Raw genomic sequence first — 24,274 nt, forward strand, 5'->3', positions numbered from 1 at the left:
GTGCCCGGATGCACTCCACCACCTTGCCCTCGAACGCCGCCGCCGCGGCAGACGACGACCGCGCCCGGGCGCGCCGCGATGTCTCCACCATCGGCCTGATCGGGCTGGCCCACGGCACCTCGCACTTCCACCACCTGCTGCTGCCGCCGCTGTTCCCGCTGTTCATCCGCGACTTCGGGCTGAGCTATTCGGAACTCGGGCTGCTGGTGACGGTGTTCTTCGTGATCTCGGGCATCGGTCAGGCGCTGTCCGGCTTCCTGGTGGACAAGGTCGGCGCGCGCCCGGTGCTGTACGCGGCGATGGGCAGTTTCATCGCGGCGTCGCTGGCGGGCGCGATGGCGCAAGGCTACGGCGGGCTGATGCTGGCCGCGGCGCTGGCGGGGCTGGGCAATGCACCGTTCCATCCGGTGGACTTCACGATCCTGAACAAGCGGGTGTCGCCGCAGCGGCTGGGGCACGCCTTTTCCGTCCACGGAATCAGCGGCAACCTGGGCTGGGCGGTGTCGCCGGTGTTCCTGATCGGCCTGTCCTCGGCGTTCGGCACCTGGCGGGCGGCCTACCTGGGGTCGGCGCTGGTCGCGGCGGTGGTGCTCGGTCTGCTGTTCCTGAACCGCGCTGCCATCGACGACCGGCAGGGCGCCTGGTCGCACCAGGGCGCCGGGGCCAAGGGCGATCCTGCGCTGGCCGACGAACATCCGATGGCCTTCCTGCGGCTGCCGTCGGTGTGGATGTGCTTCTCGTTCTTCTTCTGGACGACGGCCGCGCTGTCGGCGATCCAGAGTTTCGCGAGTCCCGCGCTGGGCCAGATGTACGGTCTGCCGACATCGGCCACCGCCTATGTGGTGACCGGCTACATGCTGTGCGGAGCCGTGGGCATGGTGATCGGCGGCTTTCTGGTGCCGCGGGTGGCGCGGCTGGAGCGCACGATCGCAGTGGCGATGGCCTTGTCGGCGGTGCTGCTGCTGCTGGCGGGCACGGGCTGGCTGTCCGGCATGGCCTCGGTCGCGGCGGCAGCGCTCGCAGGCATCGGCACCGGACTGGCCGGACCTTCGCGCGACATGCTGATCAAGCGCGCGGCCCCGCCGGGTGCAACCGGGCGGGTCTACGGCACGGTGTATTCAGGGCTGGACGCAGGCTTCGCACTGGCGGCCCCGGTGTTCGGTGCCTTGCTCGACCGCGGCATGGCGCCGGCCATCTTCTATGGAGCGGCCGCGGCGATGACGCTGGGCATCCTGTCCGCGGCGGTGGTGGGGCGCGGCTTGAAGCGGGCCTGAACACCGGCCCGACAACAAAAAGACCCGGCGTGGTCAGCGCCGGGTCGGGTGGTGCAAAGGCCGTTGCCGGCCCCGCACCAAAGACACATCCTGAACCTGAAGGATCAGGCGGCCTTGGAGACAACCTTGGTCATCGACTGGATGTTGGCTTCAGCGGCGCTGACGGCTTGCTTGGCAGCCTTCTGGGCCGATTCCATCGCGGTGGAGCTGGCGGTCATCGCTTGCTTCATGAACGCGACGGCGCTTTCGCTGCCGGCGGGAGCGTTCTTCAGAGCGGCTTCGACGAAGCCTTGCACCGATTGCTGCGAAGCGGAGACCTGGCCTTCGAACAGCTTGCTGATGTCGGCTTGCGTGGCAGCAGCGATTTCATAGACCTGGCGGCTGTAGGCGGTGGCCTTTTCAGCAGCGGGTTGCAGCACGCTGGATTGCAGGGCAGCCAGACCTTGCGCATCCTTGACGGACAGCAGGGCCTTGGCGTTGGCGGCGGACTCGTCCAGTGCGGCACGGGCGGTCTGCAGGTTCAGTTCCACCAGCTTTTCCACGCCACCGAAGGCCTTCTGGCCCAGAGCGACAGCGGTGTCCAGATTGGATTGGGCGGCGGCGGCGAATTGGTCGGCATTGATCATGGTGAGCAGTCCTTTTGTGGAAAGAGGATGCCGGTGGACCCGGCTTTGCTGCACTGCAGCATTGTTGCCAGTATAGAGGGTGCGCCCGGGATTGCAAGCGGTCATGCTGCGATGCAGCATGGATTAGATCGAAAGCTCTAATCAAAAAAAACCCGGTGGGATCACCACCGGGATGGAAGGTACCGGAAAGCGTTCTTTCACAAGGTACCGAGGAGACAACCAGTCACGAACCCTTGAAGACAAGGGCACGCATCCGGAAAGATCAGGTCGGAAGACGAAAGTTCAATCGACAGATCAACAAATTCAATTTCAATTCTTCTGGTTCCGGTTCTGATCCGGGTGGTTCATCGCCTCGAAGTTGGCCTCGGCCACACTCAGCGCCTGCTTGGCGGCCTGCTGGACATTGACCAGCGCACCGTTGGCGGCCACGACGGCCTGCTTGATCATGGCCAGCGACTCTTCGCCGCCGGCGGGTGCGTTCTTCACGGCAGCATCCACCAGCCCCAGGATCTTCTCCTGTGCGACAGCCATCTGCGACTCGACCAGCTTCGACATCTCCGACTGCGTGCTGGTGGCGATGTCATAGACCTGCCGGCCGTACGCGGTGACCTTCTCGGCCGCGGGTTGCACCAGATCGGCCTGCAGCGCGGCCAGGGACTGCGGATCCTTGGCGGCCAGCAGGGCCTTGGACTGCTCCACCGAGTCGCCCATCGCCGCGCGCACCGCCTGCAGATTCAGTTCGACCAGTTTCTCGACGCCCTCGAAGCTCTTGCGGGCGAGTTCGACCAGTGCATCCAGGTTGGCCTTGTTGGCGGCAGCGAATTGTTCCGGGGTCAGCATGGTGAATCTCCAGTGGCGGGACTTGGGACTGCGTGCAAGTCACAGGCAGTGCGATTGCTGCATTGCAACAATATGTGACTATAGGGGCGCCAAGCGGCTGGATCAAGCCTTGGTCACAATGTCGCGATGCGCGCCTACTACGCCGACCATTTTGTACTGCCTCTGCCATCCGGGCACCGGTTTCCGATGCAGAAATACCGCCTGTTGCGCGATGCGATCGTGGCGGAGCTGCCCGCCGTGCGCCTCGAACAGGCGCCGCTGGCGACCGAAGGCGAACTGGCACTGGTGCACACGCCTGGCTACGTGGACGCGGTGCTGCAAGGCACGCTCAGCGCGGCACAGCAGCGCGAGATCGGCTTCCCCTGGTCACCGGCCATGGCCGAGCGGGCACGCCGTTCGGTCGGTGCCACGGTCAGCGCGGCCAGGGACGCGCTGCGCGAAGGCATCGCCGCGAATCTGGCCGGCGGCACCCACCATGCCAGCGCCGACACCGGCAGCGGCTACTGTGTCTTCAACGATCTGGCGGTCGCCGCCCGGCTGATGCAGGCCGAGTGGAGCGGCCCGCAGCGCCGACCGCTCCGGGTCGCGGTGGTCGATCTGGATGTCCACCAGGGCAATGGCACCGCCGCCATCTTCCGCGAGGACCCGACGGTCTACACGCTGTCGATGCATGGCGCCAGGAACTTTCCGTTCCGCAAGGTGGCTGGCAATCTCGATGTCGATCTGCCCGACGGCTGCACGGACGGGCCGTACCTGGCGGCGCTCGACGACGCACTGGAGCAGCTCTGGCAGGACCACGCAGACCAGCCACCGGAGCTCGTCTTCTACCAGGCCGGGGCCGATCCGCACGAAGGCGACCGCCTCGGCCGCCTGAAGATCACCGCCGCCGGCCTGGCCGAACGGGACCGGCGTGTCTTCGACGCCTGCCGGTCGCGCGGCATCCCGGTCGTGCTGACGATGGGCGGCGGCTACGGCCATGTCATCGAGGACACGGTGGCCGTGCAGCTGCAGACCTACCGCGAAGCGCTGGCCACCTGGCACCGCTGCAACCCCGGCAAACCCGAGGTGCCGGCCATGCTGCATCGCGGAAATAATGCGACGCACCACACCGACACCCCGAACTGAAAGCGCCCCCATGCTCACCGACGAACAGCGCCGCACTGCCGTGGACGACGCCATCACTTCCCGACGTTCGATGCGCGCCTATCTGCCGACGCCCGTGCCGCGCGAGACCATCGAGGACATCCTGCAGGTCGCCTCGCGGGCGCCGTCAGGCACCAACACGCAGCCATGGAAGGTGCACGTGCTGACCGGCGCCTCCCTGGAGGCCCTCGGCGCCAGCATCCTGGCCGCGCACGACGACCCGGCCGTCGCTGCGACCCACACCGAGGAATACGCCTACTACCCGACCCAGTGGCAGTCGCCCTACATCGACCGCCGCCGCAAGGTCGGCTGGGACCTGTACGGTCTGCTCGGGCTGGCGAAGACCGACAAGGCCGGCATGCACCGCCAGCACGGCCGCAACTACACCTTCTTCGACGCCCCGGTCGGCCTGGTCTTCACGATCGACCGCGTGATGCAGCAGGGCTCATGGCTCGACTACGGCATGTTCCTGGAAAACATCATGGTCGCCGCCCGCGGCCGCGGTCTCGACACCTGCCCGCAGGCCGCCTTCACGCAGTACCACCGCCTGATCGCCGAGCACCTCGGCCTGGGCGCGCACGAGATGGTCGTCTGCGGCATGGCGCTCGGACACGCCGATCCGCAGGCCGTGGAAAACACGCTGGTCACGGAGCGTGCACCGGTGAGCGCATTCACCACGTTCCACGGATAGTCCGGCCGCCGGCGGACAGGCGCCTCGTCAATGCCACGTAAGGGACCGCTCGGATCGGCACCGACCCCGATTGCCGATACGATCGCCGCTCGATCCTGACGACGGTCAAGACCCCTGGGCAACAAGAGGACAAGTCCCCCATGAACCTGAGCAAATCCGCACGCTGGCTGGTCGCGGCCCTGCTGAGCGCCACACCGATGCTGTCCCAGGCGGCCGAACTCGACGGCGCGGCGCTGTCGGTGTGGTGGGGCGTACCGTTTGCGGGCATCCTGCTGTCGATCGCGCTGTGCCCTTTGCTGATGCCCGGCGTGTGGCACCACCACTACGGCAAGATCGCCGCCGGCTGGGCACTGGCCTTCCTGCTGCCGTTCGCCGCGGTGTTCGGCCCGGGCATGGCCGGCGCGGGCCTCGTGCATGCGCTGGCGGCGGAGTACATCCCGTTCATCGTGCTGCTGACCGCGCTCTACACCGTGGCGGGCGGCATCTACATCCGCGGCAACTTCCACGGCAGCCCCGGCTTCAACGTGCTGCTGATGCTGATCGGCGCCGTGCTGGCCAGTTTCATGGGCACGACCGGCGCCTCGATGCTGATGGTGCGGCCCCTGATCCGCGCCAACGACAACCGCCGGCACACCGCGCATGTGCTGGTCTTCTTCATCTTCATCGTCAGCAACGCCGGCGGCTCGCTGACGCCGCTGGGCGATCCGCCGCTGTTCCTCGGCTTCCTCAAAGGCGTGGACTTCTTCTGGACCGCGAGCCACATCTTCCCGGAGACGCTGTGCCTGATCGGCGCGTTGCTGGCGATCTTTTTTGCGATCGACACCTGGTACTACCGCCGCGAAGGCGTGACCCGCGCCGACCCGACGCCGGACGACCACACCTTCGGCATCGAGGGTGGCGTGAACGGTCTGCTGCTGCTGGCGGTGATCGGTCTGGTGCTGATGAGTGGCACCTGGAAGCCCGGGATCACCTTCGACATCGCCGGCACGGCGGTTGGCCTGGAGCAGCTGGTGCGTGACGGGGCGCTGGTGGTGGTCACGCTGCTGTCGCTGAAGCTCACCCCGCCGGATGCCCGCGAGAAGAACCAGTTCAACTGGGCGCCCATGCAGGAGGTCGGCAAGCTCTTCGCCGGCATCTTCCTGACCATCACGCCCGTGCTGGCCATGCTCAAGGCGGGCATGGACGGCGCCTTCGCGCCCGTCGTCGCGCTGGTGACCGGGCCGGACGGGCAGCCGATCCCCGCCATGTACTTCTGGGCCTCGGGCCTGCTGTCGTCCTTTCTGGACAACGCACCGACCTACCTCGTGTTCTTCAACCTCGCCGGCGGTGACCCGCAGGTGCTGATGACCACGCTCGCGCCGGTGCTGGCGGCCGTCTCGGCCGGCTCGGTCTTCATGGGCGCCAACAGCTACATCGGCAACGCGCCCAACCTGATGGTCAAGGCCATCGCCGAAGACCGGGGCGTGAAGATGCCGAGTTTCTTCGGCTACATGGCGTGGAGCTTCGGCATCCTCGTGCCGCTGTTCGTGGCGATGACCTTCCTCTGGTTCCGATGAAAGACCTGTCCATGACCCGACCCGCTGTCCTTGTCGCCCGCCGCCTGTTCCCCTCGGTGGTGGAACGCCTGGCCGCCCACTTCGATGTCGAGACCAACGACGCCGACACGCTCTGGAGCCGCGGCGACCTGATCGCCCGCCTGCAGGGCAAGCAGGGTGTCTTCGTCACCACCGGCGAGCCGATCGACGCCACGCTGGTGGCCGCCTGCCCGGACCTGCAGGCCGTGTGCTCGATGGCCGTCGGCTACAACAACATCGACGTGGCCGCCTGCCACGCCCGTGGCATCACGGTGACCAACGCGCCGGACGTGCTGACCGAGACGACCGCCGACTTCGGCTTCGCGCTGATGATGGCGGCGGCACGGCGCATCACCGAGGGCGAGCGTTTCCTGCGCAGCGGCGCGTGGAGCAAGTGGGCGCCGGACTTCTTCGTCGGCGCGGACATCCATGGCGCGACGCTCGGCATCCTCGGCATGGGCCGGATCGGGCAGGCCATCGCGCGGCGCGGTGCGCTCGGTTTCGGCATGAACGTGATCTACCACAACCGCTCGCGGCTGCCGCTGGCGGACGAGGCACCGATTGGCGCGCGCTGGGTGGACAAGGCGACGCTGCTGGCCGAGGCGGATCACCTGGTCGTCGTGGTGCCATACGGGCCGGCGTCGCACCACCTGATCGGTGCGGTGGAACTGGCGCAGATGAAGCCGACCGCGACGCTGACCAACATCGCCCGCGGTGGGGTGGTGGACGACGCCGCGCTGGCGATGGCGCTGCGGTCGAACCGGCTGGCTGCGGCCGCGCTGGATGTGTTCGAGGGCGAGCCGTCGGTCCACCCCGCGCTGCTGGAGGTACCCAACGTCGTGCTGACCCCGCACATCGCCAGCGCCAGCCTGCCGACGCGCCTGGCCATGGCCGATCTGGCCGCCGACAACCTGATCGCGCTGCTCCAGGGCGGTGCGGCCATCACCCCAGTCCCGACGCCTTCACACAGGAGCTGACATGACGCATGAAACGACCGAGACCGCCTACCTCGCAGGCGGCTGCTTCTGGGGGATGGAAGACCTGCTCCGCCGCATTCCGGGCGTGCTCGACACGGAGGTGGGCTACACCGGCGGCTGGCTGGAGAACCCGCGCTACGACGACACGCACGACTCGAAATCCGGCCATGCCGAGGCGGTGAAGATCGTGTTCGATCCGGCGATCCTGGCGTTCGAGGACCTGCTCGTGCACCACTTCTTCCGCATGCACGACCCGTCCACGCCCGACCGCCAGGGCAACGACCGGGGCACGCAGTACCGCTCGGCGATCTTCTTCACCAGCGCGGCACAGGAGGCGGCGGCGCGGGCGGCGGTGGAGCGGGTGCAGGCGTCCGGGCTGTGGCCGCGGCCGATCGTGACGCAGATCGCGCCGTTCAGCCGCTGGTGGCCCGGCGAGGACTACCACCAGGACTACCTGGTGCGCTACCCGAACGGCTACACCTGCCACTTCATGCGCTGACCGCCGCGCGGCCAGCGGAGCAGGGCGTCAGGCGATCTCGATCGCCACCTTGCCGAACTGCGCGCCGGACTCCAGCCGATCCAGCGCGGCATGCGCATCGTCCAGCCCGTAGCGGCGGTCGATGATCGGCCGGATCAGGCCCCGCTCGCACACCTGCAGCAGGTCGCGGAACTCGCTCAGGTCGCCCAGCGTCGAGCCCATGACCTGCAACTGGCGGATGAACAGCCGGCGCAGGTCGGCTCCCGGCTGGTCCCCTGTGGTGGCGCCGCAGGTGACGAGGCGGCCCCCGCGCACCAGCGATTTCATCGCGCTGGACCAGACCGCGGCCCCGACGTTCTCGAACACGACATCCACGCCGCGCCCGCCGGTCAGCGCCAGCACGCGGCGGGCGATGTCTTCCTTGGCGCCGTTGACTGCGTGGTCAGCGCCCAGGGCCAGGGCGCGCTGCAGCTTGTCATCGTCCCGCGAGGTGACGATCGCGGTGGCGCCGGTCATCTTCACCAGCTGCAGGGCGGCCAGCGACACGCCGCCACCCACACCGAAGATCAGCACTGTCTCCCAGGGCTTGAGCTGCGCCTTGGTGAACAGCATCCGCCAGGCGGTGAGGTGGTTGACGCCGAGCGCCGCCGCCTCGGCCCAGTCGAGCGCTGCCGGCTTGGGGAAGACATTGGACGCCGGCAGGCTGACGAACTCGGCAAGCGTGCCGTCGCGGTGCTCGCCCAGGTAGCGCACCGAGGTGCACAGCACGCCCTGGCCGCGCAGGCAGAACTCGCAGCGCCCGCAGGACAGGCCGGGGTGGAGCACGACCGGCTGGCCGGGTTTCAGCAGCGGCTCGTCGTCGTCCACCGCCTCGACGATGCCGGCGCCGTCCAGCCCCATCGTCTGGGGCAGCTGGTGCGTGATGCCGGCACCGCTGTCGCGCATGTAGAGGTCGACGCGGTTGAGCGTGGCCGCCTTCATGCGCACCAGCACCTCGCCGCGGCGGCGCTCGGGCATCGGACGCTCGCCGATGGTGACCACGTCGTTGCCGCCGTGGCCGGTGATGCAGACGGCTTTCATGGCCGGTCTCCTTGTCGCTTGGTTGTCCAGTTACAAAATAGAACCAATGCGCGCCAGCCGGGTCACCCGGGCAACTTGTGCCGGCCCGGCAGACACGGCAATGTGCAGCGCCACACCCATTGGAGACTGCCATGCTGACCGACGCCCAACTCGCCGCGATCATGCCCAACATGCCGGCCGCGCGGCGGGCGCTGTTCCTGCCCGCACTGAACCAGACGATGCAGGCCTACACGATCAGCAACCGGCTGCGTGCGGCGGCCTTTCTCGGCCAGCTCGCCCACGAATCCGGCGAATTCAGGTTCATGGAAGAACTCTGGGGGCCGACCACCCAGCAGAAGCGCTACGAGCCGCCGAGCGACCTGGCCACCCGACTCGGCAACACGCAGCCAGGGGACGGCAAGCGCTACAAGGGCAGGGGACCGATCCAGATCACCGGCCGCGCCAACTACAAGCGCTATGGCGATCTGCTCGGCCTGAACCTCGTCGCGCAGCCGGAGCTGGCGGCCACGCCAGCCATCGGGCTGTCGGCGGCAGGCATGTACTGGCGCACGAACGGTCTCAACGCGCTGGCAGAACTGCAGGACTACCGCGGCATCACCCGCCGCATCAATGGCGGCTACATCGGCTGGGACGAGCGGCTGCGCTACTACGAACTGGCCAAGAAGGTGCTGGGAACCGGATTCTCGGTCTCGAAGGGGGTCGACGTGCCCGTGCCGAAGACCCGCAGCCGGGCGCCAGTCACGCCGTTTCCGGTCCCCGTCCGCATCCCTCGCAAGCCGCTGGAGCGCGGGCTGGAGGAGGCGGGGGAATCCTGACCGCGGATCAGGTGCTGAGCAGCTTGTTGACCAGCTCCGGCGTGGTCGCCGCTTCGTACTTGCGCATCAGCCGCGCCCGGTAGACATCGACCGTGCGCGGGCTGATGCCCAGGCGCCGCCCGATCAGCTTGCTCGTCAGGCCTTCGACCAGCAGCGCGGCGATCTCGCGCTCGCGCGGAGTCAGTTCGGCCTTGATCTGGCGCTTGGCGGAGAGGTCGTCGAAGGACCAGATGCCCGCGGCGTGCGGATCGGCAGGGTCCAGCGCTCGGCCGGAGACATGGCACCAGAACAGCGTCTCCTGGCCGGCTGGCGCGGTCAGGCGCTTCATCACGCGGTCATCGGCGTAGCGTCCCGCACGGTCCAGACTGGCCGCGATGCGCGCGCCTGTGCGCTCGAACTCGGCATGGCTGGGATAGAGCACCTCGAAGCTCTGCCCGATGAGCTGCGCCCGCTGCGCGCCGAACATCGCCAGCACGTGCTGGTTGCAGTCCACCATCAACCGGCGGCGCGAGAGGATCAGCCCGACCGGAGCCAGGTCGAAGGCGATGCGGTAATCGAGATCAAGGGCAACCATTACTCAATTCTACGTACCCCCTACGTAAGGCGTTACGTATTACAGTGCGGCGTCGGAAATTTGCGGAGACTCTGCACATGAACAAGGTTTATCCGAGCGCCGCAGCCGCGCTCGAAGGCATCGTCCGGGACGGTCAGCTGATCGCGGTGGGTGGTTTCGGCCTGTGTGGCATTCCCGAGGCGCTGATCGATGCGCTGGCGGCCAGTGGCGTGCAGAACCTGACCGCCATCTCCAACAACGCCGGTGTCGACGGCTTCGGCCTGGGCAAGCTGCTCAACACGCGCCAGATCAAGAAGATGATCTCCAGCTACGTGGGCGAGAACAAGGAGTTCGAGCGCCAGTACCTGGCGGGCGAGCTGGAGCTGGAATTCACGCCGCAGGGCACGCTGGCCGAGAAGCTGCGCGCCGGTGGTGCCGGCATCCCCGCGTTCTTCACCAAGACCGGTGTCGGCACGCTGGTGGCCGAGGGCAAGGAACTGCGCGAGTTCGACGGCGAGGTCTACGTGATGGAGCGGGCGCTGATGCCCGAGGTGTCGCTGGTCAAGGCGGACGTGGCCGACATGTCCGGCAACCTGCGCTTCAACAAGACGGCGCGCAACTTCAACCCGGCCGTCGCGATGGCCGGCAAGATCTGCATCGTCGAGGTCGAGCGCATCGTGCCGACCGGCGAGATCGCACCCGACGACGTGCACCTGCCGGGCATCTACGTGCACCGCATCGTGGTCAACGCGACCCCCGAGAAGCGCATCGAGAAGCGCACCACCCGCGACCGCAAGTAAGGAGCACACACCATGGCATGGACGCAAGACCAGATGGCCGCCCGCGCGGCGCAAGAACTGCAGGACGGCTTCTACGTCAACCTCGGCATCGGCATCCCGACGCTGGTGGCCAACCACGTGCCCGACCACGTCGAGGTTTGGCTGCAGAGCGAGAACGGCATGCTGGGCATCGGCCCCTTCCCCTATGAGGACGAGGTCGACGCCGACCTGATCAACGCCGGCAAGCAGACCGTCACCACGATGAAGGGCTCGTCGATCTTCGGCAGCCACGACAGCTTCGCGATGATCCGCGGCGGCAAGATCAACCTGTCGATCCTGGGCGCGATGCAGGTGACCGACAAGGGCGATCTGGCCAACTGGATGATCCCGGGCAAGATGGTCAAGGGCATGGGCGGCGCGATGGACCTGGTCGCCGGCGTCAAGCGCGTCATCGTGCTGATGGAACACGTCGCGAAGAAGAAGGACGGCACGGTCGACCTGAAGATCCTGCCTGCCTGCACCCTGCCGCTCACCGGCGTGGGCGTGGTCGACCGGATCATCACGGACCTCGGCGTGTTCGACGTGACCCCCGCAGGGCTGCAGGTCGTGGAGATGGCGCCCGGCGTGACGCTGGAGGAAATCGCCTCCAAGACGGGTGTGCCGCTGGTCTGACGCCCCGGCGTGCGCGCCGTCATCGCGGCGACTCCGGCTGGCCCTACACTTCGCGGTTTTCCATCGTTCAGTTCACAGGTCTCGGAGTCGCCCGCATGCAGCGTTTCAACTTTCCCATCGTCATCATCGATGAGGACTACCGTTCGGAGAACACCTCCGGTCTGGGCATCCGCGCACTGGCGCAGGCGATCGAGAAGGAAGGTTTCCAGGTCCTGGGCGCCACCAGCTACGGCGACCTGAGCCAGTTCGCCCAGCAGCAGAGCCGCGCCAGCGCCTTCATCCTGTCGATCGACGACGAGGAGTTCACCCCCGGCCCCGAGCTGGACCCGGCGGTGCTGAACCTGCGCAAGTTCATCGAGGAGATCCGGTTCCGCAACACGGACATCCCGATCTACATCTACGGCGAGACGCGTACCTCGCAGCACATCCCGAACAGCATCCTGCGCGAGCTGCACGGCTTCATCCACATGTTCGAGGACACGCCCGAGTTCGTGGCGCGTCACATCATCCGTGAAGCCAAGAGCTACCTCGACGGGCTGGCCCCGCCGTTCTTCAAGGAGCTGATGGACTACGCCCAGGACGGCTCCTACTCGTGGCACTGCCCGGGGCACTCCGGCGGCGTCGCCTTCCTGAAGAGCCCGGTCGGCCAGATGTTCCACCAGTTCTTCGGCGAGAACATGCTGCGCGCCGACGTGTGCAACGCGGTGGAAGAACTCGGCCAGCTGCTCGACCACACCGGCCCGGTCGCGGCCAGCGAGAAGAACGCCGCGCGCATCTTCAACGCCGACCACTGCTTCTTCGTCACCAACGGCACGTCCACGTCCAACAAGATGGTGTGGCACCACACGGTGGCCCCGGACGACGTGGTGGTCGTGGACCGCAACTGCCACAAGTCGATCCTGCACGCGATCATCATGACCGGCGCGATCCCCGTCTTCATGACGCCGACGCGCAACCACTACGGCATCATCGGCCCGATCCCGCAGAGCGAGTTCACCCGCGAAGCCATCCAGGCCAAGATCGCACGCAACCCGCTGCTGGCCGGCGTCGACGCCAAGACGGTCAAGCCGCGCATCATGACGCTGACGCAGAGCACCTACGACGGCGTGCTCTACAACACCGAAACCATCAAGGGGATGCTGGACGGCTGGATCGACACGCTGCACTTCGACGAAGCCTGGCTGCCGCACGCCGCGTTCCACCGCTTCTACGGCTCGTACCACGCGATGGGCAAGAACCGCGCGCGCCCGAAGCAGGCGATGGTCTACGCCACGCAGTCGACCCACAAGCTGCTGGCCGGCATCAGCCAGGCCTCGCAGGTGCTGGTGCAGGACGCGCAGGAGCAGAAGCTCGACCGCCACCTCTTCAACGAGGCCTACCTGATGCACTCGTCCACCAGCCCGCAGTACGCGATCATCGCCTCGTGCGACGTCGCTGCGGCCATGATGGAGCCCCCGGGCGGCACGGCACTGGTCGAGGAAAGCATCAAGGAAGCGCTGGACTTCCGCCGCGCCATGCGCAAGGTCGAGGACGAGTTCGGCCTGGACTGGTGGTTCAAGGTCTGGGGTCCGGAAGCGCTGGCCGCCGACGGCATGGGCCACTCGGACGGCTGGATCCTGGAGGCCAACGAGACCTGGCACGGTTTCGGCGATCTGGCCCCGGGCTTCAACATGCTCGACCCGATCAAGTCGACCATCATCACGCCCGGGCTGAACATGTCCGGCTCCTTCGACAAGACGGGCATCCCGGCCTCGATCGTCACCAAGTTCCTCGCCGAACACGGCGTGGTGGTGGAGAAGACTGGCCTCTACAGCTTCTTCATCCTGTTCACCATCGGCATCACCAAGGGCCGCTGGAACACGCTGCTGACCGCGCTGCAGCAGTTCAAGGACGACTACGACCGCAACCAGCCGATCTGGCGCGTGCTGCCCGAGTTCGCCGCCAAGTACCCGATGTACGAACGCATGGGCCTGCGCGACCTCTGCCAGCAGATCCACGAGGCCTACGCCGAAGGCGACATCGCGCGCCTGACGACCGAGATGTACCTGTCGGACCTGCACCCGGCGATGAAGCCGAGCGAGGCCTATGCCTACATCGCCCACCGCAAGACCGAGCGCGTGGAGATCGACCAGCTCGAAGGCCGCATCACCACCTCGCTGCTGACGCCGTACCCGCCGGGCATTCCGCTGCTGATCCCGGGCGAGCGCTTCAACAAGAAGATCTGCGACTACCTGCGCTTCACCCGCAAGTTCAATGACCGCTTCCCCGGCTTCCACACCGACGTGCACGGTCTGGTCGAAGAGGACATCGGTGGCGGCCAGCACCGCTACTACGTCGACTGCGTGAAGCAGTGAGCTGAGCACCGCACCACATGGCGCTGGGGATGGCCTTCGCCCTGCTGGCAGGGCTGGTCTGGGGGCTGGTGTTCGTCGCGCCGCTGCTGCTGCCGCAGTATTCGGCCGCGCTGCTGACCTGCGGGCGCTATCTGGCTTTCGGGCTGGTGGCGCTGCCGCTGGGCTGGCTCGACCGGGCCCGTCTGCGGGAGTTCGCGCCCGCGGACTGGCTGGAGGCGCTCAAGCTCTCGGCGGTCGGGAATTTCCTCTACTACCTGTGTCTGGCTGCCGCCATCCAGCGCGCGGGCGGGCCGCTGCCGACGATGGTCATCGGCACACTGCCGGTGGTGATCGCGATCAGCTCCAACCTGCGCGATGCGCAGCGTGACGGCCGGCTGCCCTGGCTGAAGCTGCTGCCCTCGCTGGCCCTGATCGCCACCGGCATCGCCTGCGTGAACCAGGTGGAGCTGCAGCAGCTGCGCCTGGAGCGCGACTTCGACTTCGGGCGCTATGGCAGCGGCCTGTTGCTGGCGGTGGGCGCGGTGGTGTGCTGGACCTGGTATCCGATGCGCAATGCCGACTGGCTGCGGGCGCACGCGGACCGCAATCCACGCAGCTGGGCGACGGCGCAAGGGCTGATGACACTGCCACTCGCGGTGCTGGGCTATGGCGCACTCTGGCTCTGGAGTGCCTTCGGCGGTGACCCCGGGCTGTCGATGCCGTTCGGGCCGACCCCGCAACGCTACCTCCTGCTGATGCTCGCCGTCGGACTTCTGGCGTCCTGGGTCGGCACGCTCTGCTGGAACGAGGCCAGCCAGCGTCTGCCCACGGCGCTGGTCGGGCAACTCATCGTCTTCGAGACGCTCTCGGCGCTGAGCTATGCCTTGCTGTTGCGCGGTGTCTGGCCCGATGCGCTGACCCTTGCGGGTATCGGCCTGCTGGTGGCTGGCGTCCTGTGGGCCGTGCGCATCAAGCCGGTGCCCGTGCCCGGCCTGGTGTCACCGGCGCCCCCCTGAACAGGTGGTGGCGTGCCGACGCTGGCGTCATCCTGATTCCGACACCGGTTTTGCCGGTTCTCCAATGGGCACGGAACCGGTGCGTCCCTACAGTGGCTCCATCGATCCTGTCCGGATCGCCGGAGAACCCCATGAACGCTCAACAGCACGTCCGCCATCCCTTCGCCCTGATGATCAACGCACAGGACGTTCTGGCGGCCATGGAATGCTCCGAGCGACTGCAGCACCTGCAGCGCCGGATCTGTCGCCCGCTGGACAAGCCGCTGATCCCGCACGCTCTCAGCGATCTGGAACTCTACGATCGCAGCATCGACGCCGGACTGGACAGCACGGAGCCGGACCAGGACTGATCAGGCTGGTACCCGCGGACCGGGTGCACCCACCGTGGTCTCCACAGCGCCTTCGGCATGGCGCGCGCGGTGTTCCTGCCGCCAGCCAGACAAGGCGTGTGCCACGCGGCCCACCGGTGTCGGCGGAAACAGGCTGACGCTGTCCACCGGGGTCAGGTGCGGTTTCCAGAGATGGGCCCACGGTGGATGGGTCACGAAACTCAGGCGGTCAAGCGACGGATCCGCACACACCTGCTCGATGGTGTGGCGCATGGCCAGGTTGCCCGGCGCGATGCTGGCGTGTTCCTGGCTGTAACCGATCTTGAGCAGATTGAGCTGGCGGTCACTGACCAGGCCGAACTGGGCGGCGATCGTCACGCCATCCAGCGTCAGCAGGTTGATGCGGCAGGCGCCGCGTGTCCCGAATTCGTTGACCAGCCGGCGGTAGAACGCGACGAGCACCGGGTCCAGCGCGATGGCCGTGCCGCTGTCCTTCTTCCAGCCCGACGATTCCACCCCGAGGAACTGCTCCAGCGCCTGCTCCAGCGCCTGCGGCGCCGTGACCGTCTGATAGCCGAGCGTCCCCATCGACTGGGCGCGGCGCGTGAGCCGGTTCAGGTTCTGGTGGAAGGACTTCGACACCGACTGGGTGGCATGGGCCAGGTCCCGGCTGCAGTCCAGCCAGGCCGATCGGGTGCGGGTCGTGCGCAGGCAGCGGGGCGTGCCGAGCGCCGGCAGGACCTGGCCCAGCACCGAGCTGGCAGCGACCGCCGGCAGGCGCAGGACCGCCCAGCGCATCGACCGCTGCCGCACCAGCCAGTCCAGCATCGCCGGCCAGAGGCTGCGGTCCCGCACATCCCCGACCAGGTCGGCCAGCACCATGTGCTCGCCCGTCACCATCTCCACCTCGGGCTTCAGCCATGCCTGCAGTCCGGCAGACCGCTTCAGCACCAGCACGCCGCCCAGTTCCGTGCCCCGGCTGGCAGCCACGAAGTAGAAGGTTTCATCCGGCCTGGCGATGGCGTCCAGGTAGCTGCCGATCCAGCCCGGCTGCTGCAGATAGGTGCTGTTCGGCAACCCGTCCACCAGGGCCTGCCAGCGCGGGCGCAGGACATCGAATCCCTGGCGTCCGCGCAGGATCTCGAAACGCCATGTCGGGTCTGTCCGATTCGTCAGCATGGGGGCTGATCGACCGGTCGGCGGCCAACTTGAATGCACCCGCGGCGGCGACAGCGCTGCGCGCACGCGCCCCGTGCATTATTCAGCGGTCCGACATCACGCCAGGCGCTGCGGCGGCCCCGATTCCTGCGGATTCACAAGGGTCCTGGAAGGGTGGGTTTCGGCGAAGTTACATGGCAAGATGGTGCGCATGATGGAAAAACTGACACCTTCTGCACAGAACGACTGGTGGCGCGGCGCCGTCATCTACCAGATCTACCCCCGCAGTTTCCAGGACAGCAACGCCGATGGTGTCGGCGACCTGCCGGGCATCACCCACCGGCTGGAACACGTGGCTGCACTCGGCGTCGATGCCATCTGGATCTCGCCGTTCTTCAAGAGTCCGATGAAGGACTTCGGCTACGACGTCTCGGATTACCGCGACGTCGATCCGCTGTTCGGGACGCTGGCGGATTTCGACGCACTGCTGGCCCGCGCACACCAGCTCGGCCTGCGCGTCATGATCGACCAGGTGCTCTCGCACACCTCCGACCAGCACGCCTGGTTCCAGGAAAGCCGCCTCAGCCGCGACAACCCGAAACACGACTGGTACGTCTGGGCCGATGCGAAGCCGGACGGCACGCCCCCGAACAACTGGCTTAGCGTCTTCGGCGGCTCGGCCTGGCAGTGGGACACGCGCCGGCGGCAGTACTACCTGCACAGCTTCCTCACCTCGCAGCCCGACCTGAACTTCCACAACCCCGCGGTGCAGGACGCCGTGCTGGGCGAGGTGCGTTTCTGGTGCGAGAAGGGCGTGGACGGCTTCCGTTTCGATGCCTGCAACCACCAGGTGCATGACGCGCTGCTGCGCGACAACCCACCCGCCGAAGGCGGCGATGTGAGCACCGTGCGCGCCGACAACCCCTACGCGATGCAGCGGCACCTCTTCGACAAGAGCCAGCCGGAGAACCTCGTGTTCCTGGAGCGGCTGCGCGGCGTGCTCGACGCATTCGGCGCGGCCAGCATCGGCGAGGTCGGCGACGAACATTCGCCGCCGATCATGGCCGACTACACCGAGGCCGGAAAACGCCTGCACATGGCCTACAGCTTCAGCCTGCTGACCAGCCGCAGCTCGCCCGCCCACCTGCGCGGCGAGGTCGAGGCACTGGAGCGCGAGATCGCCCGCACCGGCGGCTGGGGCTGCTGGGCGCTGTCCAACCACGACGTGCCGCGCATCGCCACGCGCTGGTCGACCACCGGCACGGCCGATCCGCGCCAGGCCCGGATGCTGCTGGCCATGCTGCTGAGCCTGCGCGGCAGTGTCTGCCTGTACCAGGGCGAGGAGCTGGGCCTGCCGGAAGCGGACGTGCCGTACGAGCGGCTGCAGGATCCCTACGGCATGGCTTTCTGGCCCGAGTTCAAGGGCCGCGACGGCTGCCGCACGCCGATGCCCTGGGTGGCCGAGGACGCGCAGGGCGGGTTCTCGCCGGTCGAGCCCTGGCTGCCGGTGTCAGCACCACAACGTGCCATCGCGGTCGATGTGCAGGAGGCCGATGCCGGCTCGGTGCTGCACGCCACGCGTGCGTTGCTGGCCTGGCGGCGCGCTTCGGCGGTGCTCCGCGCTGGCGACCTGCGCTTCCTCGACACCGACTGCGACGCCGTGCTGCTGTTCGAGCGCACGCTCGGTACCGAGCGCCGGCTGTTCGCGTTCAATTTCAGCGGCACCGAGGTGACACTGGCGCTGCCACCGGACTGGCCGTCCGCCACGATCGACGCCGCAGCCCCGTTGAGCGGCGCCCGCCTGGACACGGCGGCCGCCCGACTGATCCTTTCCCCCTTCGGCGCGCTGTGTTCACAGTCGTCCCACACCGAGCACTGAGCGAGACCTGAACCATGGCGAGCAAGACTCCTGCAGCAAAGACCCCCGCCCGCAAGGCACCGGCCAAGACGGCCGCCTCCGAGGCCAAGGCGACGCCAGACATCGGCCAGGTCGACGCCGACACGCTGGCCGCACTGATGCGCGCAGACCACGGCGATCCGTTCGCCGTGCTGGGCATGCACCACACCGGCATGGCGCTGGTCGTGCGGGCGCTGCTGCCCACCGCGGAGAAGGTGGAATTGCTCGACACGCTCGGGCGCTGTCTGTGCGAGCTGACGCGGCAAGGCGACAGCGACCTGTTCACCGGCGCCGTGCCGCGTCGCCGCAACCCGTTTGCCTACCGCCTGCGCGTCCAGTGGCGTGCCCATGACGGCCAGTCGGCACACACGACCGAGCTGGAAGACCCGTACCGCTTCCCCGCGCTGATCACCGAAACCGACATCTACCTGCTCGCCGAAGGCACGCACCACCGCCCCTACGAGTGGCTCGGCGCACACCTGAACACCGTGGACGGCGTGGCCGGCACGCGCTTCGCCGTCTGGGCGCCGAGCGCACGCCGCGTGTCGGTGGTCGGCAACTTCAACCAGTGGGACGGCCGCCGCCACATGATGCGGCTGCGCCATGAGTGCGGCGTCTGGGAAGTCTTCGTGCCGCAGGTGGGCGAGGGCGACCTCTACAAGTTCGAGATCCTCGGCGCCGACGGAGCCGTGCACTCCAAGGCCGACCCGTTCGCTTTCCGCGCCGAGATCCGGCCGCAGACCGCCTCGGTCGTCCAGCGCCTGCTGCCCGGTCTGGCCATCAGCGAACAGCGCCAGCGCGCCAATGCGCTGGATGCGCCGATCTCGGTCTACGAGGTCCACCTCGGCTCCTGGAAGCGCAACGCCGACGGCGAGTGGCTCACCTACCGCGAACTCGCCGAACAGCTGGTGCCGTACGTGCGTGACATGGGCTTCACGCACATCGAGCTGCTGCCGATCCACGAACACCCGTTCGACGGTTCGTGGGGCTACCAGCCGACGGGCCTGTACGCGCCCACCTCGCGCTTCGGCACGCCGTGGGACTTCCGCGCCTTCGTCGATGCGGCGCATGAGGCTGGCCTCGGCGTGATCCTCGACTGGGTGCCGGCGCACTTCCCGACCGACGCTTTCGGTCTGGCGAACTTCGACGGCACGCACCTCTACGAACATGCCGATCCGCGCGAAGGCTTCCACCAGGACTGGAACACGCTGATCTACAACTTCGGCCGGGCCGAGGTGCGCAACTACCTCGTCGGCAACGCGCTGTACTGGATCGAGCGCTACGGCATCGACGGGCTGCGCGTGGACGCGGTGGCCTCGATGCTCTACCGCGACTACAGCCGCAAGCACGGCGAGTGGATCCCGAACAAGGACGGTGGCCGCGAGAACCTCGAAGCGATCGAGTTCCTGCGCCGCGTGAACCACATCGTCGGCACGCAGCGTCCCGAAGCCATGACCGTGGCCGAGGAATCGACCGCCTTCCCGATGGTGACGCGCCCGCCGTCGCCCGACCTGCAGTCCGGCGGCCTCGGCTTCCACTTCAAGTGGAACATGGGCTGGATGAACGACACGCTGAGCTACTTCGCGCGTGACCCGCTCTACCGCAAGTACCACCACGACCAGATCCGCTTCTCGCTGATGTACGCCTTCAGCGAAAACTTCCTGCTGCCGCTCTCGCACGACGAGGTGGTGCACGGCAAGGGCTCGCTGCTGCAGAAGATGCCCGGCGACGAGTGGCAGAAGTTCGCCAACCTGCGCGCCTACTACGGCTTCATGTGGGGCCACCCGGGCAAGAAGCTGCTGTTCATGGGCTGCGAGTTCGGCCAGAACACCGAGTGGAATGCCGAAGCCAGCCTGCCGTGGCAGCTGCTCGACCAGCCGCTGCACCGCGGCGTGCAGCGCCTGGTACGCGACCTGAACGCCGTGCTGCGCCACTACCCGGCACTGCACCAGCAGGACGTCAGCCCCGACGGCTTCGCCTGGATCAGCCACTCGGACGCCGAGCACTCGGTGCTGGTCTTCGAGCGCCGGGCGGCCAACGGCCAGCGCGTCGTGGTCATCAGCAGCCTGACGCCGGTGGTGCACCGCGGCTGGCGCATCGGCGTGCCGACGGCCGGCGTCTGGCGCGAGCTGATCAACACCGATCTGTCGGTCTACGGCGGCTCCGGCGTGGGCAACGGCCTGATGCACAGCGAGCCGATCGGCTGGCATGACCAGGCGCAGTCGATCACGGTCACGCTGCCGCCACTGGCGACGCTGATGCTGGTGTGCGATTGATGCGGATGGCGCCGGGTTCGCCGTGGCCCCTGGGTGCCGAGCTGGTGCCCGAGGGCGTGAACTTCGCTGTCTGGGCACCAGACGCGACGCGGTTGGAGGTCTGCCTCTTTGATGCAGAAGGCACGCAGGAACTGGTGCGGCACGCGCTGCCCGTCTGCACCGACGGCGTCTGGCATGGCTGCCTCGTTGGCGCGGCGGTAGGTCTGGTCTACGGTCTGCGCGCCCACGGACCGTGGGATCTCGCGCAGGGGCACAGGTTCAACCCGGCCAAGGTCTTGCTCGATCCGTGGGCGAAGTCCGTGGTTGGTCGCTATGGCGGCACGCCGGACGCCGACCTGAGCCTGTACCTGGGCCACAGCGAGGCCGATCCGGCCCTGCCCGATACCCGCGACAACGCCGCCGTGGCGCTCAAGGCCCGGGTGCTGTCGCCTGCGCCAATCGTGGACGCTGCAGAGCGCCCGCACTGCAGCGCCGACCGCACGGTGCTGTGCGAACTGCACGTCCGCTCGGCGACGATGCTGCATCCGCAGATTCCCGCCGCGCTGCGCGGCAGCTATGCGGCACTCGCGCATCCCGCCATGCTCGACCACTGGCGCAGCCTCGGCGTGACGAGCCTGAGCCTGCTCCCCGTGCACGCGCGCGCGGACGAAGCCCGTCTGCAGCAGCAGGGCCTGAGCAACCACTGGGGCTATTCGAGCATCGCCTTCCTGGCGCCGGAGCCGCGCTACTGGAGCGGCCGCCCCGGCACCACGCCCGAATCCGAATGCCGCGAGATGGTGCATGCCACCCATGCGGCCGGGCTGGAGGTGGTGCTTGACGTGGTCTTCAACCACACCGGCGAAACCGACGAGTGCGGCCCGACCCTGTCGATGCGGGGCCTGGCCAATGCACGCTACTACCACCTGGATCCCCAGCGGCGCGACCGCTACGTCAACTGGACCGGTTGCGGCAACTGCCTGAACCTCGCCGAGCCGCGGGTGGTGGAGCTGGTGCTGGGCTCGCTGCGGCACTGGGTGCAGGCCTACGGTGTGGACGGCTTCCGCTTCGATCTGGCGCCCGTGCTCGCACGCGGTCGGGATGGCCAGTTCAGCGCAGCGGCCGGCTTCTTTGCGGCCTTGCAGTCGGACCCGGTGCTCTCCCGCACCAAGCTGATCGCCGAACCGTGGGACATCGGCCCGGGCGGCTACCAGCTCGGGGGCTTTCCGCCAGGCTGGTCGGAATGGAACGACCAGTACCGCGACACCCTGCGCGCCTGGTGGCTGCGGGGCGGGGGGGACCGCGGCGTGTTCGCGCACCGCTTCGCCGGCTCCAGCGCCCAGTTCCACCACGACCGGCGCCAGCCCACCGCCAGCGTCAACTTCATCACCGCGCACGACGGTTTCACGCTACGCGACCTCGTCACCTACGACCACAAGCACAACCACGCCAACGGCGAGCACAACCGCGACGGCCACCACCACAACAGCAGCTGGAACTGCGGCGTGGAAGGCGAGACGGCCGACCCGGCGGTGCGGGCGCTGCGGCTGCGGCTGCAACGGGCGCTGCTGGCCACGCTGCTGCTGTCGCAGGGCACGCCGATGCTGCTGGCCGGCGACGAGATCGGCCACAGCCAGCAGGGCAACAACAACGCCTATTGCCAGGACAACGCGCTGTCGTGGCTCGACTGGGCCGGGCAGGACACGGACCTGCTCGCCACCACCCGGCGCCTGCTGACCTTGCGCAGGGACTGTCCGGCACTGCGCATCGGGCAATGGCTCACTGGTCAGCCGGACGCACACGGCCGCACCGACGTGGTCTGGCTGCATCCGGACGGCCACCGCCTCGCGGACGCCGACTGGCGCTCGGTCACCGACCGCGCGCTGCTGGTGCACCTGCACGCCGCCGCCGGCCCGCAGGTGCTGCTCGTGTTCAACCCGGAGACGGACGACCGGCGCTGCCAGCTCCCGGCGGACATCGACTGGCAACTGGTGTTCGACAGCGCCCGCCCGGCGGCCGAGCCCCCCCCCGCCCGTGCCACGCCAGGCACCACCGTGGTCTGTTCGGCACGGAGCGTGCTAATGCTGCGTTCGCGCTAAATTGCCCCCTACATCCAGAAGGAGACCCGTCCCATGTCCGCCACGACCGTCACCACCCAGCCGTTCGCCGGCCAGCGCCCCGGCACCTCCGGCCTGCGCAAGAAAGTCACGGTCTTCCAGCAGCCGCACTACCTCGAGAACTTCGTGCAGTCGCTGTTCGACATCCTGCCGGATCGCGTCGGTCAGACGCTGGTGCTCGGCGGCGATGGCCGTTTCCACAACCGGGTCGCCGTGCAGACCATCCTGCGCATGGCCGCCGCCAACGGCTTCGGGCGTGTGCTGGTGGGGCAGGGTGGCCTGCTCTCGACGCCCGCGGCCAGCGCCGTGATCCGCAAGCGCGCCGCTTACGGCGGCATCATCCTGTCCGCCAGCCACAACCCCGGCGGCCCGGACGGTGACTTCGGCATCAAGTACAACATCGGCAACGGCGGCCCCGCGCCCGAGAAGATCACCGAAGCGATCTACCAGCGCACCACCGAGATCACCGCTTACCAGACCACCGCCGACACCGCCGATCTGGATCTCGACACGCTGGGCACCACGACGCTGGACGGCATGGTGGTCGAGGTGATCGACTCGGTCGCACTGTATGCGGACCTGATGCAGACGCTGTTCGACTTCGACGCGATGCGCGCCTGGTTCGCGGCCGGCAACCGGATGCGCATGGACACGATGTGCGCCGCGGGTGGCCCGTACGCCAAGGCGGTGCTGGAAGGCCTGCTGGGCGCACCGGCGGGCACCGTGGTCAACGGCGAGCCGCTGGAGGACTTCGGCGGCCACCACCCGGACCCGAACCCGGCCCACGCCACCGAACTGATCGCCGCCATGACCGGCGCCGGCGCCCCCGATTTCGGTGCGGCGTCGGACGGCGACGCGGACCGCAACATGATCCTCGGCCGCGACTTCGTCGTCACACCTTCGGACAGCCTGGCCGTGATGGCCGCCCACGCCACCAAGGTGCCGGGCTACGCCGCCGGCCTGAAAGGCATCGCGCGCTCGATGCCGACCTCGTGCGCGGCCGACGCCGTCGCCAAGGCGCTCGGCATCCCGAGCTACGAGACGCCGACTGGCTGGAAGTTCTTCGGCAACCTGCTGGACGCCGACCGCGTCACGCTCTGCGGCGAGGAAAGCTACGGCACCGGCTCCGACCACGTCCGCGAAAAGGATGGCCTGTGGGCCGTGCTGTTCTGGCTGAACCTGCTGGCGGCGACCGGCGAGTCGGTCGAATCGCTGGTGCGCGGGCACTGGGCGCGTTTCGGGCGCCACTACTACTCGCGCCACGACTGGGAAGGCATCCCCACCGAGCGCGCCGACGCCCTGATGGCCGCGCTCCGGGCGCAACTGCCGGCGCTGGCCGGGCAGTCGTTCGGCGCACTGACGCTGCAGATGGCGGATGACTTCTCGTACACCGACCCGGTCGACGGTTCGGTGTCGAGCCGGCAGGGCGTGCGCCTGCTGTTCGAAGGTGGTGCGCGGGTCGTGTTCCGGCTGTCGGGCACCGGCACCGAAGGCGCCACCCTGCGCGTCTATCTGGAGCGCTACGAGGCCGATCCCGCACAGCACGACCAGCCGACGCAGGAGGCGCTGGCTGACCTCATCCAGCTCGCTGACCGGGTGGCCCGCATCCGTGAACTCAGCGGACAGAGCGCCCCGGCCGTGATCACCTGAGCCTGCGGTTTCCCACATCG

At 68.0% G+C, this 24,274-nt stretch carries 21 protein-coding genes; 16 read left to right on the forward strand and 5 right to left on the reverse strand.

What is annotated here, in order from left to right:
* The first annotated feature begins 8 nt into the window (after positions 1–8).
* Positions 9–1,274, forward strand: a complete 1,266-nt coding sequence (locus BDD16_RS19695) for an MFS transporter (RefSeq protein ID WP_179635507.1) — start codon at positions 9–11, stop codon at positions 1,272–1,274.
* Between the two features lie 104 nt (positions 1,275–1,378).
* Here BDD16_RS19695 and BDD16_RS19700 read toward each other — a convergent pair whose 3' ends face one another.
* A complete protein-coding gene (locus tag BDD16_RS19700; protein ID WP_179636258.1) occupies positions 1,379–1,900 on the reverse strand; it encodes a phasin family protein in 522 nt (173 codons plus the stop codon).
* 309 nt (positions 1,901–2,209) lie between these two features.
* On the reverse strand, positions 2,210–2,740 hold the full coding sequence (locus BDD16_RS19705; RefSeq protein ID WP_179635508.1) for a phasin family protein: 531 nt from the start codon (positions 2,738–2,740) through the stop codon (positions 2,210–2,212).
* A 126-nt stretch (positions 2,741–2,866) separates the two neighbouring features.
* Between BDD16_RS19705 and BDD16_RS19710 the strand changes: the two genes are divergently transcribed.
* The 5 genes from BDD16_RS19710 to msrA all read left to right on the forward strand — a co-directional run bounded on the left by BDD16_RS19710 (position 2,867) and on the right by msrA (position 7,624).
* Positions 2,867–3,865 carry a histone deacetylase family protein gene (locus BDD16_RS19710; protein WP_179635509.1) on the forward strand — a complete coding sequence of 333 codons (999 nt, stop codon included), beginning with the start codon at positions 2,867–2,869 and terminating at the stop codon, positions 3,863–3,865.
* A gap of 10 nt (positions 3,866–3,875) precedes the next feature.
* Positions 3,876–4,574, forward strand: a complete 699-nt coding sequence (locus BDD16_RS19715; protein WP_179635510.1) for a nitroreductase — start codon at positions 3,876–3,878, stop codon at positions 4,572–4,574.
* A gap of 140 nt (positions 4,575–4,714) precedes the next feature.
* Positions 4,715–6,130, forward strand: coding sequence for a sodium:proton antiporter (locus tag BDD16_RS19720; RefSeq protein ID WP_179635511.1), 1,416 nt, complete (start codon positions 4,715–4,717; stop codon positions 6,128–6,130).
* Between the two features lie 11 nt (positions 6,131–6,141).
* Entirely contained in the window at positions 6,142–7,125 is a 984-nt protein-coding gene (locus tag BDD16_RS19725; protein WP_179635512.1) for a 2-hydroxyacid dehydrogenase, read from the forward strand.
* 1 nt (position 7,126) lies between these two features.
* Positions 7,127–7,624 carry a peptide-methionine (S)-S-oxide reductase MsrA gene (gene msrA, locus BDD16_RS19730; RefSeq protein WP_179635513.1) on the forward strand — a complete coding sequence of 166 codons (498 nt, stop codon included), beginning with the start codon at positions 7,127–7,129 and terminating at the stop codon, positions 7,622–7,624.
* A 27-nt stretch (positions 7,625–7,651) separates the two neighbouring features.
* Here the strand turns inward: msrA and BDD16_RS19735 are convergent, their stop codons facing one another.
* Positions 7,652–8,683 carry a zinc-binding dehydrogenase gene (locus tag BDD16_RS19735; RefSeq protein WP_179635514.1) on the reverse strand — a complete coding sequence of 344 codons (1,032 nt, stop codon included), beginning with the start codon at positions 8,681–8,683 and terminating at the stop codon, positions 7,652–7,654.
* Between the two features lie 131 nt (positions 8,684–8,814).
* Here BDD16_RS19735 and BDD16_RS19740 point away from each other — a divergent pair, with 131 nt between their 5' ends.
* Entirely contained in the window at positions 8,815–9,498 is a 684-nt protein-coding gene (locus BDD16_RS19740) for a glycoside hydrolase family 19 protein (RefSeq protein WP_179635515.1), read from the forward strand.
* 7 nt (positions 9,499–9,505) lie between these two features.
* Here the strand turns inward: BDD16_RS19740 and BDD16_RS19745 are convergent, their stop codons facing one another.
* Positions 9,506–10,072, reverse strand: a complete 567-nt coding sequence (locus tag BDD16_RS19745; RefSeq protein ID WP_179635516.1) for a LuxR C-terminal-related transcriptional regulator — start codon at positions 10,070–10,072, stop codon at positions 9,506–9,508.
* A 77-nt stretch (positions 10,073–10,149) separates the two neighbouring features.
* Between BDD16_RS19745 and BDD16_RS19750 the strand changes: the two genes are divergently transcribed.
* The 5 genes from BDD16_RS19750 (at position 10,150) to BDD16_RS19770 (ending at position 15,201) form a co-directional block, all read left to right on the forward strand.
* On the forward strand, positions 10,150–10,851 hold the full coding sequence (locus BDD16_RS19750; RefSeq protein WP_179635517.1) for a CoA transferase subunit A: 702 nt from the start codon (positions 10,150–10,152) through the stop codon (positions 10,849–10,851).
* Between the two features lie 12 nt (positions 10,852–10,863).
* On the forward strand, positions 10,864–11,502 hold the full coding sequence (locus BDD16_RS19755; protein ID WP_179635518.1) for a 3-oxoacid CoA-transferase subunit B: 639 nt from the start codon (positions 10,864–10,866) through the stop codon (positions 11,500–11,502).
* Between the two features lie 95 nt (positions 11,503–11,597).
* Positions 11,598–13,856, forward strand: coding sequence for an arginine/lysine/ornithine decarboxylase (locus BDD16_RS19760; RefSeq protein ID WP_179635519.1), 2,259 nt, complete (start codon positions 11,598–11,600; stop codon positions 13,854–13,856).
* Positions 13,857–13,873: 17 nt separating this feature from the next.
* On the forward strand, positions 13,874–14,851 hold the full coding sequence (locus BDD16_RS19765; protein ID WP_179635520.1) for a DMT family transporter: 978 nt from the start codon (positions 13,874–13,876) through the stop codon (positions 14,849–14,851).
* Between the two features lie 131 nt (positions 14,852–14,982).
* A complete protein-coding gene (locus BDD16_RS19770; RefSeq protein WP_179635521.1) occupies positions 14,983–15,201 on the forward strand; it encodes a hypothetical protein in 219 nt (72 codons plus the stop codon).
* Here the strand turns inward: BDD16_RS19770 and BDD16_RS19775 are convergent, their stop codons facing one another.
* The gene (locus BDD16_RS19775; RefSeq protein ID WP_179635522.1) at positions 15,202–16,359 is read right to left on the reverse strand and encodes a GNAT family N-acetyltransferase; all 1,158 of its coding nucleotides are present in this window, start codon (positions 16,357–16,359) and stop codon (positions 15,202–15,204) included. It lies immediately after the preceding gene.
* A gap of 190 nt (positions 16,360–16,549) precedes the next feature.
* Here BDD16_RS19775 and BDD16_RS19780 point away from each other — a divergent pair, with 190 nt between their 5' ends.
* From BDD16_RS19780 to BDD16_RS19795, 4 genes are read left to right on the forward strand one after another with little or no spacing between them, the layout of a single operon-like run.
* On the forward strand, positions 16,550–18,217 hold the full coding sequence (locus tag BDD16_RS19780; protein ID WP_445683267.1) for an alpha-glucosidase family protein: 1,668 nt from the start codon (positions 16,550–16,552) through the stop codon (positions 18,215–18,217).
* Positions 18,218–18,231: 14 nt separating this feature from the next.
* Positions 18,232–20,511, forward strand: a complete 2,280-nt coding sequence (glgB, locus tag BDD16_RS19785; RefSeq protein WP_179635524.1) for a 1,4-alpha-glucan branching protein GlgB — start codon at positions 18,232–18,234, stop codon at positions 20,509–20,511.
* The gene (gene glgX / locus BDD16_RS19790) at positions 20,511–22,586 is read left to right on the forward strand and encodes a glycogen debranching protein GlgX (RefSeq protein ID WP_218897878.1); all 2,076 of its coding nucleotides are present in this window, start codon (positions 20,511–20,513) and stop codon (positions 22,584–22,586) included. The genes glgB and glgX overlap by 1 nt, the downstream gene beginning before the upstream one ends.
* A gap of 33 nt (positions 22,587–22,619) precedes the next feature.
* A complete protein-coding gene (locus tag BDD16_RS19795; RefSeq protein WP_179635525.1) occupies positions 22,620–24,254 on the forward strand; it encodes an alpha-D-glucose phosphate-specific phosphoglucomutase in 1,635 nt (544 codons plus the stop codon).
* Positions 24,255–24,274: the final 20 nt, after the last annotated feature.

It is taken from the genome of Sphaerotilus montanus, assembly GCF_013410775.1.
Lineage (GTDB): Bacteria > Pseudomonadota > Gammaproteobacteria > Burkholderiales > Burkholderiaceae_C > Sphaerotilus > Sphaerotilus montanus.

What these genes read in the sequence shown, in the direction of transcription:
- BDD16_RS19720 (WP_179635511.1), top strand. Translation starts at nt 4,715, where the DNA reads ATGAACCTGAGCAAATCCGCACGCTGGCTGGTCGCGGCCCTGCTGAGC.
- BDD16_RS19735 (WP_179635514.1), bottom strand. Translation starts at nt 8,683, where the DNA reads ATGAAAGCCGTCTGCATCACCGGCCACGGCGGCAACGACGTGGTCACC.
- BDD16_RS19710 (WP_179635509.1), top strand. Translation starts at nt 2,867, where the DNA reads ATGCGCGCCTACTACGCCGACCATTTTGTACTGCCTCTGCCATCCGGG.
- BDD16_RS19775 (WP_179635522.1), bottom strand. Translation starts at nt 16,359, where the DNA reads ATGCTGACGAATCGGACAGACCCGACATGGCGTTTCGAGATCCTGCGC.
- BDD16_RS19695 (WP_179635507.1), top strand. Translation starts at nt 9, where the DNA reads ATGCACTCCACCACCTTGCCCTCGAACGCCGCCGCCGCGGCAGACGAC.
- BDD16_RS19795 (WP_179635525.1), top strand. Translation starts at nt 22,620, where the DNA reads ATGTCCGCCACGACCGTCACCACCCAGCCGTTCGCCGGCCAGCGCCCC.
- msrA (WP_179635513.1), top strand. Translation starts at nt 7,127, where the DNA reads ATGACGCATGAAACGACCGAGACCGCCTACCTCGCAGGCGGCTGCTTC.
- BDD16_RS19700 (WP_179636258.1), bottom strand. Translation starts at nt 1,900, where the DNA reads ATGATCAATGCCGACCAATTCGCCGCCGCCGCCCAATCCAATCTGGAC.
- BDD16_RS19770 (WP_179635521.1), top strand. Translation starts at nt 14,983, where the DNA reads ATGAACGCTCAACAGCACGTCCGCCATCCCTTCGCCCTGATGATCAAC.
- BDD16_RS19750 (WP_179635517.1), top strand. Translation starts at nt 10,150, where the DNA reads ATGAACAAGGTTTATCCGAGCGCCGCAGCCGCGCTCGAAGGCATCGTC.
- BDD16_RS19715 (WP_179635510.1), top strand. Translation starts at nt 3,876, where the DNA reads ATGCTCACCGACGAACAGCGCCGCACTGCCGTGGACGACGCCATCACT.
- BDD16_RS19780 (WP_445683267.1), top strand. Translation starts at nt 16,550, where the DNA reads ATGATGGAAAAACTGACACCTTCTGCACAGAACGACTGGTGGCGCGGC.
- BDD16_RS19705 (WP_179635508.1), bottom strand. Translation starts at nt 2,740, where the DNA reads ATGCTGACCCCGGAACAATTCGCTGCCGCCAACAAGGCCAACCTGGAT.
- glgX (WP_218897878.1), top strand. Translation starts at nt 20,511, where the DNA reads ATGCGGATGGCGCCGGGTTCGCCGTGGCCCCTGGGTGCCGAGCTGGTG.
- BDD16_RS19745 (WP_179635516.1), bottom strand. Translation starts at nt 10,072, where the DNA reads ATGGTTGCCCTTGATCTCGATTACCGCATCGCCTTCGACCTGGCTCCG.
- BDD16_RS19740 (WP_179635515.1), top strand. Translation starts at nt 8,815, where the DNA reads ATGCTGACCGACGCCCAACTCGCCGCGATCATGCCCAACATGCCGGCC.
- BDD16_RS19765 (WP_179635520.1), top strand. Translation starts at nt 13,874, where the DNA reads ATGGCGCTGGGGATGGCCTTCGCCCTGCTGGCAGGGCTGGTCTGGGGG.
- glgB (WP_179635524.1), top strand. Translation starts at nt 18,232, where the DNA reads ATGGCGAGCAAGACTCCTGCAGCAAAGACCCCCGCCCGCAAGGCACCG.
- BDD16_RS19760 (WP_179635519.1), top strand. Translation starts at nt 11,598, where the DNA reads ATGCAGCGTTTCAACTTTCCCATCGTCATCATCGATGAGGACTACCGT.
- BDD16_RS19725 (WP_179635512.1), top strand. Translation starts at nt 6,142, where the DNA reads ATGACCCGACCCGCTGTCCTTGTCGCCCGCCGCCTGTTCCCCTCGGTG.
- BDD16_RS19755 (WP_179635518.1), top strand. Translation starts at nt 10,864, where the DNA reads ATGGCATGGACGCAAGACCAGATGGCCGCCCGCGCGGCGCAAGAACTG.